Source organism: Caulobacter sp. UNC279MFTsu5.1, from assembly GCF_900114015.1.
In the GTDB taxonomy this organism is placed as follows: domain Bacteria; phylum Pseudomonadota; class Alphaproteobacteria; order Caulobacterales; family Caulobacteraceae; genus Caulobacter.
The window spans coordinates 34,129-44,488 of sequence record NZ_FORN01000050.1 but is presented as its reverse complement, the minus strand read 5'-3'; the positions used below and the strand labels follow the sequence as shown (position 1 = coordinate 44,488).

The window sequence follows — 10,360 nt, the reverse complement described above, 5'->3', positions numbered from 1 at the left end:
CTAAGTAGGCTTCGCGGTGGTAGTCCCTAGGGGAGTCGAACCCCTCTCTCCAGAATGAAAATCTGGCGTCCTAACCGATAGACGAAGGGACCACGTGGCCGCGAAGAGCAGGCGATATACAAAGCTTCCCCCCAGGGCGCAAGCGACGAAGAGCAGTTTTTTCAAGTCATGCGCATGCGGGGGTCGGCGACGTCCTCGATCTCCAGCTGGACCCCTTCCCGGCCCATGTAATCGTCCGGTTTCAGACGGCCCGCGACGTGCAGGGCCCCGCCGCCGGACAGCAGGCGTTCGCCCAGCGGGGTCTCGGCCGAGCGCCAGGAGATCGCCTTGATTCGATCGCCCGACGGCCCGACCAGGTCGACGCGCACATGGCCGCCCTTCATGGCCATCATCCGCTCGGGGCGCACGCCGGCCAGGGCGAACATCGGCTCGGGGTTGCCGGGGCCGAACGGGGCCAGCTGCTGGAACTCGCTCCACAGGGCGCGGTTGGCGGCGCGCGGCTGGACCAGGGCGTCGATATCGACTCCCTCGACGCCCACGGCCTCCATCTCGCCCGCCAGGCGCTCCTCCAGGAAGGCGCGGAACTCGGGAATCGAATCGGGACGGATCGACAGGCCCGCGGCCATGGCGTGGCCGCCGCCGGCCATCAGCAGCCCCGCCTCGAAGGCCGCCTGGATCGCCGCGCCCAGGTTGACGCCCGGTTGCGAACGGCCCGAGCCCTTGCCGACATTAGCGGCGCGGTCGACGCCGATCACCACCACGGGCTTGCGGTAGCGTTCGCGCAGGCGGCCGGCGACGATGCCGATCACCCCGGGGTGCCACCCCTCCCCGGCCACCACGATCACCGGGGCGTCGGGATCGAAGTTGCTGCCGCGCTCCAGCAGGGCGGCGGCTTCCTCGACCACGGCGGCCTCGACCGCCTTGCGCTCGGTGTTGAGGCCGTCCAGCTCCTCGGCGAGGGCGCGGGCCTCCTCCGGATCGTCCGTGGACAGCAGGCGCGCCCCCAGGTCGGAGCGACCGATCCGGCCGCCGGCGTTGATGCGCGGCCCCAGGATGAAGCCGGCGTGGAAGACCGAGGCCGGGCCCGAGCCCTTGCCGACCTCGAACAGGGCCTTCAGGCCCGGATTGCCCCAGCTGGACATAGTTCGCAGGCCCAGGGTCGTCAGGGCGCGGTTGAAGCCGACCAGCTGGGTGACGTCGCAGACCTCGCCCATGGCCACCAGGTCCAGCCACTGGCGCAGGTCCGGCTGCGGCCGCTCGTCGGTGAACAGGCCGCGCTTGCGGGCCTCGCGATTGAGGGCGGCCAGCAGGACGAAGGTCACGCCGGCGGCGGCCAGCACCCCCTGCCCGCTCTGGCAGCCCGGGCGGTTGGGATTGACCACGGCGGCGGCGGCCGGCGGGTCCTCGCGCATCAGGTGGTGGTCGATCACCACAACTTCGAGACCGATGACCGCGGCGCTGGCGATGGCGTCATAGGCCGCCGCCCCGCAGTCCAGGGTGACCACCAGCTCGGCGCCGCCGTCGCGGATGGTCTTGAAGGCCGCCGGGCTGGGGCCGTAGCCCTCGGTCAGGCGGTCGGGAATGTAGATCGGCAGCTCGACGCCCATGTAGCGGAACCAGCGCACCAGCTGGGCGGCGCTGGTGGCGCCATCGACGTCGTAGTCGGCGAACACCATGGTCGGCCGGCCACGCTCCAGCGCGTCGATCAGGATCTCGGCGGCCCGGTCCATGTCGGTGAAGCTGGACGGGTCGGGGAACAGCGCCTTCAGGGTGGGGCGCAGATAGTGCTCGGCGTGGTCGACGCCGACGCCGCGCGAGGCCAGGGCCCGGGCCAGGGGCTCGGACAGGCCGTGGACCTGCTGGTGGCTGCGGGCGACCGCCGCGTCGCCCGGCCGCTCGCGCCAGGCCCGGCCGCTGATCGAGCGGGAGACGTCGAGGAAGCAGCCGGTGTCGACCGGAGCGTGACCGTCGGCCATGGATCAGCCCTGCCTAGCGGGAAAACGGCCGGAATTGCGGAGCTTGGCTGTCGTGGTCATCTCCCGAGCCTACGCCGTTTGGCGGATTCGCTCCACGGGCGGGGCGAGGATCGAAGATAGGGCTTGGATGCGTCAGAAACGGACGCGACGGGAACGAAACCTCGTCGGCGATCGCCTTAGCCCGCCGACAGCTCCGCCACCAGCGCCACTTCATTCGCCGAGCCCAGCACCACTGGCACGCGCTGGTGCAGCTTGGTGGGCTGCAGGTCGAGGATCGGCGTCACGCCGTCGGTCGACTGCCCCCCAGCCCGCTCGACGATCAGCGACATCGGGTTGGCCTCGTACAGCAGGCGCAGCTTGCCCGGCTTGTCGGGCTCACGGGCGTCCCACGGGTACAGGAAGATCCCGCCGCGCATCAGGATGCGGTGGACGTCGGCCACCATCGAGGCGACCCAGCGCATGTTGAAGTTCTTGCCCCGCGGCCCCGCCTTGCCCTGCAGGCAGCCGTCGATATAGCGCCGCACGGGCTCGGCCCAATGGCGTTGGTTGGACATGTTGATCGCGAACTCGGCGGTGTCCGGCGAAATGGCGATGGTCTGGTGGGTCAACAGCCAGGTCCCGTCGGCGTCGAGGGTGAAGGCGACCACGCCCTTCGACAAGGTCAGCACCAGCATGGTCTGGGGGCCGTAGACCGCATAGCCGGCGGCGACCTGGCGGCGGCCGGGCAGCAGGAAATCGGCCTGGCTGGGCGCGACGCCGGCCGGCGCGGGCAGGATCGAGAAGATCGTGCCGACCGAGACGTTGACGTCGATGTTGCTGGAGCCGTCCAGCGGATCGAAGGTGACCAGGAAGCCGCCGACGGCGCCGGTGGTCTCGATCACCTCCAGCTCCTCGGACGCCAGGCCGGCGACCAGGGCGCATCCGTTCAGCGCGTCGCGCAGGATGTCGTTGGTGATGATGTCGAGCTTCTTCTGCTCTTCGTCCTGGACGTTGACCTGGCCGGCCGCGCCCAGGCTGCCCGAGATCGCTCCCGACGCCACCACCCGGCTGATCCGGGCGCAGGCGCCGGCGATCACCTCGACGACGGCCTTCACCTCTTCGCCCGCGGGCTCGTCGGCCAGCCATCCGGCGAGGTCGGTCAACGTGATCATGCTAGCCTCGTAAGGGGAAAGGGATTCGCAGGCGACCTTACCGAAAGCCTAGGCCTTCCGCTTCATCCGCACTTCGCGCACCGTGCCGGTCGACGAGTTCATGACCAGCGTATGGGTGTGGACGAAGCCGTCCTTGTAGGTCACCCCGTCCAGCAGGTTGCCCCAGGTGACGCCGGTGGCCGCGAAGATCGCGTCGGCGCGGACGATCTCGTGCAGGTCGTACTTCTTGTCCAACTCGGTGATGCCCCACTTGGCGGCCCGGGCGCGTTCGTCGCCGTTGCGGAACAGCAGCCGGCCCTGGAACTGGCCGCCGACGCATTTCAAGGCCGCGCAGGCCAGCACGCCCTCGGGCGCGCCGCCTGAGCCGACATAGAGGTCGATGCCGGTCGATGGGTCGGTGGTGGCGATCACCCCGGCCACGTCGCCGTCGGTGATCAGGTTGACGCGGGCGCCCACCGAGCGGACGCTGGCGATGATCTCGGCGTGGCGCGGGCGGTCCAGCACGCAGACGGTGATCTGCTCGGGCGCGACGCCCTTGGCGGCGGCCACGGCCTTGATGTTGTCGGCGGGCGACTTGTCCAGGTCGATCACCCCGGCCGGCAGGCCCGGACCGCAGGCGATCTTGTCCATGTAGGTGTCGGGGGCGTTCAGCAGGCTGCCCTTGGGCGCCCAGGCCATCACCGCCAGGGCGTTGGGCATGGCCTTGGCCGTCAGGGTGGTGCCTTCCAGAGGGTCCAGGGCGATGTCGATGGCCGGGCCTTTGCCGGTGCCGACCTTCTCGCCGATATAGAGCATGGGCGCTTCATCGCGCTCGCCCTCGCCGATCACGATCTCGCCGTCGATGGTCAGCTCGTTCAGCGCGTTGCGCATGGCGTCGACCGCGGCCTGGTCGGCCGCCTTCTCGTCGCCCCGGCCCACCATCGTCCACGAGGCGATGGCGGCGGCTTCGGTCACGCGGACCGCGTCCAGGACCAGCGCGCGGTCCAGGGTCTTCGAACTCATCAACGTCTCCCAGCCTATGCGAGGCTTTCCGGTCCGACCGCTTGGCGCGGTTCTCAGATGCGCGCGACGCGCAAAAGGCGGGGACGCTCTAGCACGGCGTGCAGTTTTTCGATGCGACTAATCGCGTCCAGGAGGTTGGATTCGGGAGTCGCATGGGTGACGAGCACGATCGGCACGCCGCCCGCCCCTTCGACAGGCTTCTGCAGGAAGCTGTCGATCGAGACGGCGCATTCGGCCAGGGTCTCGGAGATGGCGGCGATGGCGCCCGGCTCGTCACGGACCATGATCCGCAGATAGGCCTTGCCCACCGAGCGGGCCGGATCGACGGCGACGAACGGCTTCAGCTGGCCCGCCGGGGCCTGGAACACCGGGCGCCGGGCGCCGGTCATCACGTCGGCGATGTCGGCGGCCACGGCGGCGGCGGTCGGGCCCGCGCCCGCGCCCGGCCCCTGGATGAAGATCCGGCCGATCCGCTTGCCTTCGATGAACAGGGCGTTCAGCGCCCCGCCGGCCTGGGCCAGCGGATGCTCCAGCGGAACCAGGGACGGATGCACCTTCACGGCCACCCCGTCGTCGCTCTTGGCGGCGCCGGCCACCAGCTTGATGCGATAGCCCAGGTCCTTGGCCAGCTTGATGTCCAGCAGCTCGACGTCGCTGATGCCCTCGATCTCGGCGGCGTCGAAGTCGGGCGCGCAGCCGAAGGCCAGCGCGGCCAGGATGCTGATCTTGTGGCCGGCGTCGAAGCCGCCGACGTCCATGGTCGGATCGGCCTCGGCATAGCCCAGGCCTTGCGCCTCGCGCAGCACGTCGGCGAAGTCGCGGCCGGTCTTCTCCATCTCGCTGAGGATGAAGTTGCAGGTGCCGTTGAGGATGCCGGCCACGCCGACCACCTCGTCGCCGACCATGGCCTCGCGCAGCATCTTCACCGCCGGCGTGCCGCCCATCACGGCGGCCTCGAACAGCAGCGGGGCCTCGTTGGCCTCGGCCAGGGCGGCCAGTTCCGCGCCGTGCTCGGCGATCAGGGCCTTGTTGGCGGTGACCACCGGCTTGCCCAGCTTCAGGGCCGCCTCGACGGCGGCCTTGGCCGGGCCGTCCGAGCCGCCGACCAGCTCGACGAACAAGTCCACGTCCGGTGACGAGGCCAGGGCGACCGGATCGTCGAACCAGGCCAGGCCCGAGATGTCGACCGTGCGCGGCCGCGACTTCGAACGGGCCGAAACCGCCGTCACCACGGCCCGGTCTCCGGCCGGGGCGAAGTCGGGCTGCTCGGCCAGGAACTGCAACAGCCCCCCGCCGACGGTGCCGAGGCCGGCGACGCCGACGCGCCAGGTCTTCTGGGTCATGTTCGCGTTCCTAGTTCCAAAAAGGCCAAGCAGCGCCCCTCCCCTCGTGGGGTTGGCGGCTCAGACCTGTTCCATCTTGTTGTGCGCCTTGGCCAGGATCGTGTCGGCGTTGGCGATGAACTTCTTGACGTTGCGGGCGGCCTGCTTGATCCGCTGCTCGTTCTCGACGAGGCCGATGCGGACATAGCCCTCGCCGTATTCGCCGAAGCCGATGCCGGGGGCGACGGCGACGCCGGCCTCCTCGATCAGCAGGCGCGAGAACAGCATCGAGCCGGCGGCCTCGAACTGTTCGGGGATCTTGGCCCAGGCGAACATCGAGGCCGGCGGGTTGGGAATGTCCCAGCCGGCGCGCTTCATCGACGACACCAGGGTGTCGCGGCGGCTCTTGTAGATGCCGCGGATCTCGTCGACGCAATCCTGCGGGCCGTTCAGGGCGGCGGCCGCGGCCACCTGCACCGGGGTGTAGGCGCCGTAGTCCAGATAGGACTTCACCCGGGCCAGGGCCGCGCAGATCCGGGCGTTGCCGACCACCATGCCCACGCGCCAGCCGGCCATGGCGTAGGTCTTCGACAGCGAATTGACTTCGACGGCGATGTCCTTGGCCCCGTCGACCTGCAGGATCGAGGGCGGCGGGTTGTTGTCGAAATAGATCTCGCCATAGGCCACGTCGCTGATCACCAACAGCTCGTGCTTCTTGGCCAGGGCGACGGCGTCCTTGTAGAAGTCCAGGTCCACCCACTGGGCGGTCGGGTTGGACGGATAGGACAGGATCAGCACGCTGGCCGGCGGCACCGAGTGCTTGGCCGCACGGCTGATGTTGGACAGGTACTGCTCGGGGCTCAGGGCCGGCACGTGGCGGATCACCCCGCCGGCCATGATGAAGCCGAAGGCGTGGATCGGATAGGCCGGGTTGGGGCAGATGATCACGTCGCCCGGGGCGGTCAGGGCCTGGGCCAGGTTGGCGAAGCCTTCCTTGGAGCCCAGGGTGGCGATCACCTCGGTGTCGGGGTTCAGCTTCACGCCGAACCGGCGGCCGTAATAGCCGGCCATGGCCTTGCGCAGGCCGGCGATGCCCTTCGACGCCGAATAGCGGCCAGCCTTGGGATCGCGCGCGGTCTCGATCAGCTTATCGACGATATGCTTGGGGGTCGGCATGTCGGGATTGCCCATGCCGAAGTCGATGATGTCTGTGCCCTCGGCGCGGAGGCGCGCCTTGATCTTGTTGACTTCTTCGAAGACGTAGGGCGGCAGGCGACGGATGCGGTGGAAATCGGAGGTCATGCAATGCTCAATGCGCCGCAGCGGCGCGCCGGGAGCGGATGTCGGGCATGGATAGACCCCGAGCGGGGCATAGCCAAGCCAGCTACGGGAATTTTATGCCTCCGTCGCCCTATTGGGGCTTGGACGGAGGCGCGGTAGCTCGCTCGCGCGCCGCCTTGGCGAAGGCTTCGGTCGCGGCGCGGTCGGCGTCGGTGGGGATGTCGCTCGGCGGCGCCTTGCCGATCTTGCGGGCCTTGGAGGCGTAGCCTTCGGTGTCGGACAGGGTCCAGGTGCTGGGCGCGGTGTCGCGCTTCAGCTTGTCGGCGGCGATCTTTTCGGCGCCCACGGCCTTCTTGAACTGGACGGGCGTGCGCACGTCGGTCGGGATCGCCGGGATGTCGATGAAGCGCGGCGCGACGGCGTCCTTGGAGTCCTTGGCCGCGGCGTTGGCGGCGGCGGCCACTGGCGAGCTGGGATCGGCCGGCGGCGGCGTGAACGGCGAGATCGGCAAGGCGCACGCGGTCAGCCCCAGCAGGCCCACGAGGGCCCCGCCGCGAAAGAGTCCGCCAAGCCGTGCGATTTTACCGGTTTCGTCGTTCATCTTGTCTCAGGTCTTATGCGATGATCGCGTCGAGCGAAAGGCCATCCGAACCGCCAAGGCGAGATGGCCCCGGACAAGACGGTGGAAGGAAGTCCATGGCCACGACCGAAACCTCGCCCAAGCCGCGCAAAAAGCCCGCCGCCAAGGCGGATGCCGCGCCGGCCGCGGCCAAGGGCAAGAGCAAGGCCGCCCCGAAGGTTTCGCCGGAAGTCGATCCCACGCCGAGCTCCCGCGCCAAGGCGGCCGAATCGGCGCCGCGTCCCGAACGCGCGGATCCGCCGCCCGCCTCCCCCGCCCTGCCCGACTTCGAGACCTTCCTGTCGCCCGACCAGCGCCAGATGCTGGAGACGCTGTCGGCCAACCTGGCTCGGGCCGCCGTCACCGCCCAGGGCGCGATCGCCGAGGCCGCCCTGCGCCAGGCCGACCGCCCCGCCGCCCTCAACCCCGACCCCTTCCATGTCGGCCCGGCTTTCAACGAGGTGATGACCAGCCTGGCCGCCCAGCCCGACCGTCTGCTGCGGGCCCAGGCCGACCTGTTCAGCCGCTACATGGACCTGTGGCAGTCGGCGGCCCGCAAGATGACCGGCGAGCCGACCCAGCCCGTGGTCGCCCCCGCCCATGGCGACAAGCGGTTCAGCGACCCCGACTGGGCGTCCAACCCGATGTTCGACATGATGAAGCAGAGCTACCTGCTGTCGTCGAACTGGCTGAACGAACTGGTCTCGCAGGCCGAGGGCGTCGATCCTGGCGCCAAGCGCCGCGTCGCGTTCTTCACCAAGATGCTGACCGACGCCTTCTCGCCATCGAACTTCCTGATCTCCAACCCCGCCGCCCTGCGCGAGGTGATGCAGAGCAAGGGCGAAAGCCTGGTGCGCGGCATGGAGAACTTCGCCGCCGACCTGGAGCGCGGCGGCGGCCAGCTGGCCATCAGCCAGACGGACCTGGCCAAGTTCAAGGTCGGCGAGAACGTCGCCACCGCCCCGGGCAAGGTGGTCTACCAGAACGACATCCTGCAGCTGCTGCAGTTTTCCCCGACCACCGAGACTGTGCACGAGATCCCGCTGCTGATCTTCCCGCCGTGGATCAACAAGTTCTACATCCTGGACCTGCGGCCCGAAAACTCGATGATCCGCTGGCTGACCGGCCAGGGCTTCACGGTGTTCGTCGCCTCGTGGGTCAATCCCGACAACCGCCAGGCCGCCAAGACCTTCGAGGACTACATGTTCGAGGGGATCTACGACGCCAGCCAGCAGGTGATGACCCAGACCGGCGTCGACCGGGTCAACACCGTCGGCTACTGCATCGGCGGCACCCTGCTGTCCTGCGCCCTGGCGCACATGGCCGCCCGCGGCGACAAGCGGATCAATTCGGCCACCTTCTTCGCCGCCCAGCAGGACTTCTCCGAGGCCGGCGACCTGCTGCTGTTCACCGACGAGGCCTGGATCAAGACGATCGAGGAGCAGATCGACCGCCAGGGCGGCTACCTGCCCAGCCAGTCGATGGCCGACACCTTCAACAGCCTGCGCGGCAACGACCTGATCTGGTCGTTCTTCATCAACAACTACCTGATGGGCAAGGAGCCGCGGCCGTTCGACCTGCTGTTCTGGAACGCCGACCAGACGCGCATGCCCAAGGCGCTGCACCTCTACTACCTGCGCAACTTCTACAAGGACAACGCCCTGACCCAGGGGCGCCTGAGCATAGGCGGCGAAACGCTGGACCTGTCGAAGGTCAAGACGCCGATCTACGTCCAGTCGTCGAAGGACGACCACATCGCCCCCTATCGCAGCGTCTATCGCGGCGCCCGGGCGTTCGGCGGGCCGGTGACCTTCACCATGGCCGGCTCGGGCCACATCGCCGGGGTGATCAACCATCCGGACGCCAACAAGTACCAGCACTGGACCAACGAGCACCTGCCCGGCTCGGTCGAGGGCTGGTGGGCCGGGGCGGTAGAGCATCCCGGTTCGTGGTGGCCGCACTGGGCGACCTGGCTGAAGGCCAGGTCGGGCAAGCTGATCCCGGCCCGCGACCCGGCCAAGGGACCGCTGGAGCCGATCGAGGACGCGCCCGGCAGCTATGTGCGGGTGCGGTCGCACGCGGCGGCCTGACCACGCTCGGCTAGATCAGACCCACCTCGTAGGCCAGCTCCACCGGCATCGCCTCGGCCCGGTCAATCAGCGGCTGCACACGTTCCAGGTGCTCGGTGAAGCGCGGATCCTTGCGGAAGCGCTCGGCGTCCTGGGCGGTGTCGAAGGACGAAATCAGCACCACCACGCCCTTGGCGGGCGACTGCAGCATCCGGCTGCCGCGCACGCCTTGGACCTGGCCGCGCACGCGCAGGAACTGGGCGTGCTGCAGGGCGACGAACTCGTCGAACTTGCCGGGCTTGGTCTGGATGATGCTGACGCTGAAGACCGGCGGGTCGGACAGGGCGGCGGCGACCGAGGCGCGGTCGGGGACGGTCAGGGTGGTCATGCGGGCTCCTGGAAAGGCGTTGCCGTGGAAGGAGCCTCCCGTGTAAAACCTCAACCAAAGTTGAGGTCAAGTGCGAATGTCCGAGCTCGATGATCCCGTCTTTCCCGTCGGCGCGCTAAGCGTCGGCGAGGTGGCCAGGCGCAGCGGCGTGGCGGTCTCGACTCTGCATTTCTATGAGACCAAGGGCCTGATCCGCAGCCTGAGGACCGAGGGCAACCAGCGGCGCTATCCGCGCGGGGTGCTGCGGCGCGTGGCGGTGATCAAGGTGGCCCAGCGCACCGGCATCCCGCTGGCCTCGATCCAGGCCGCCCTGGCCCGCCTGCCCGACGGCCGCGCGCCGACCGCCGAGGACTGGGCCGGACTGTCGCGCGCCTGGCGGGCCGAGCTGGACGAGCGCATCCGCAAGCTGAGCCAGCTGCGCGACCAACTGGACGACTGCATCGGCTGCGGCTGCCTGTCCCTGAAAGCCTGCCCGCTGCGCAACCCGCAGGACGCCCTCGGCGCCCAAGGGGCCGGGCCGCGACTGCTGGAGCCCGACGCGGGCTGACGCCG

General features: G+C 69.2%; 9 protein-coding genes and 1 tRNA gene. 2 read left to right on the top strand and 8 right to left on the bottom strand.

All coding sequences use genetic code 11. From position 1 onward, the window contains the following. Positions 1–17: 17 nt before the first annotated feature. The 7 genes from BM066_RS21900 to BM066_RS21870 form a co-directional block, all read right to left on the bottom strand. A tRNA-Glu gene (locus BM066_RS21900) sits at positions 18–92 on the bottom strand. Between the two features lie 69 nt (positions 93–161). Next, positions 162–1,976, bottom strand: coding sequence for a single-stranded-DNA-specific exonuclease RecJ (recJ, locus tag BM066_RS21895; RefSeq protein ID WP_089930280.1), 1,815 nt, complete (start codon positions 1,974–1,976; stop codon positions 162–164). Between the two features lie 176 nt (positions 1,977–2,152). Continuing rightward, positions 2,153–3,127, bottom strand: coding sequence for a class 1 fructose-bisphosphatase (locus BM066_RS21890; RefSeq protein WP_089930279.1), 975 nt, complete (start codon positions 3,125–3,127; stop codon positions 2,153–2,155). A gap of 48 nt (positions 3,128–3,175) precedes the next feature. Beyond that, the gene (gene glpX / locus BM066_RS21885; protein ID WP_089930278.1) at positions 3,176–4,129 is read right to left on the bottom strand and encodes a class II fructose-bisphosphatase; all 954 of its coding nucleotides are present in this window, start codon (positions 4,127–4,129) and stop codon (positions 3,176–3,178) included. Positions 4,130–4,182: 53 nt separating this feature from the next. After that, complete coding sequence (locus tag BM066_RS21880) at positions 4,183–5,472, bottom strand: homoserine dehydrogenase (RefSeq protein ID WP_089930277.1); 1,290 nt, start codon at positions 5,470–5,472, stop codon at positions 4,183–4,185. A 60-nt stretch (positions 5,473–5,532) separates the two neighbouring features. Further along, the gene (locus BM066_RS21875; RefSeq protein WP_056760040.1) at positions 5,533–6,753 is read right to left on the bottom strand and encodes an LL-diaminopimelate aminotransferase; all 1,221 of its coding nucleotides are present in this window, start codon (positions 6,751–6,753) and stop codon (positions 5,533–5,535) included. Positions 6,754–6,862: 109 nt separating this feature from the next. Further along, entirely contained in the window at positions 6,863–7,333 is a 471-nt protein-coding gene (locus BM066_RS21870) for a hypothetical protein (RefSeq protein ID WP_089930276.1), read from the bottom strand. A 95-nt stretch (positions 7,334–7,428) separates the two neighbouring features. Between BM066_RS21870 and BM066_RS21865 the strand changes: the two genes are divergently transcribed. After that, on the top strand, positions 7,429–9,441 hold the full coding sequence (locus BM066_RS21865) for a class I poly(R)-hydroxyalkanoic acid synthase (RefSeq protein ID WP_177218524.1): 2,013 nt from the start codon (positions 7,429–7,431) through the stop codon (positions 9,439–9,441). 10 nt (positions 9,442–9,451) lie between these two features. Here BM066_RS21865 and BM066_RS21860 read toward each other — a convergent pair whose 3' ends face one another. Further along, positions 9,452–9,808 (bottom strand): putative quinol monooxygenase, encoded by a 357-nt coding sequence (locus BM066_RS21860; RefSeq protein WP_089930275.1) that lies wholly within the window; start codon positions 9,806–9,808, stop codon positions 9,452–9,454. A gap of 76 nt (positions 9,809–9,884) precedes the next feature. Here BM066_RS21860 and soxR point away from each other — a divergent pair, with 76 nt between their 5' ends. Continuing rightward, complete coding sequence (gene soxR, locus BM066_RS21855; protein ID WP_089930274.1) at positions 9,885–10,355, top strand: redox-sensitive transcriptional activator SoxR; 471 nt, start codon at positions 9,885–9,887, stop codon at positions 10,353–10,355. Positions 10,356–10,360 lie beyond the last annotated feature (5 nt).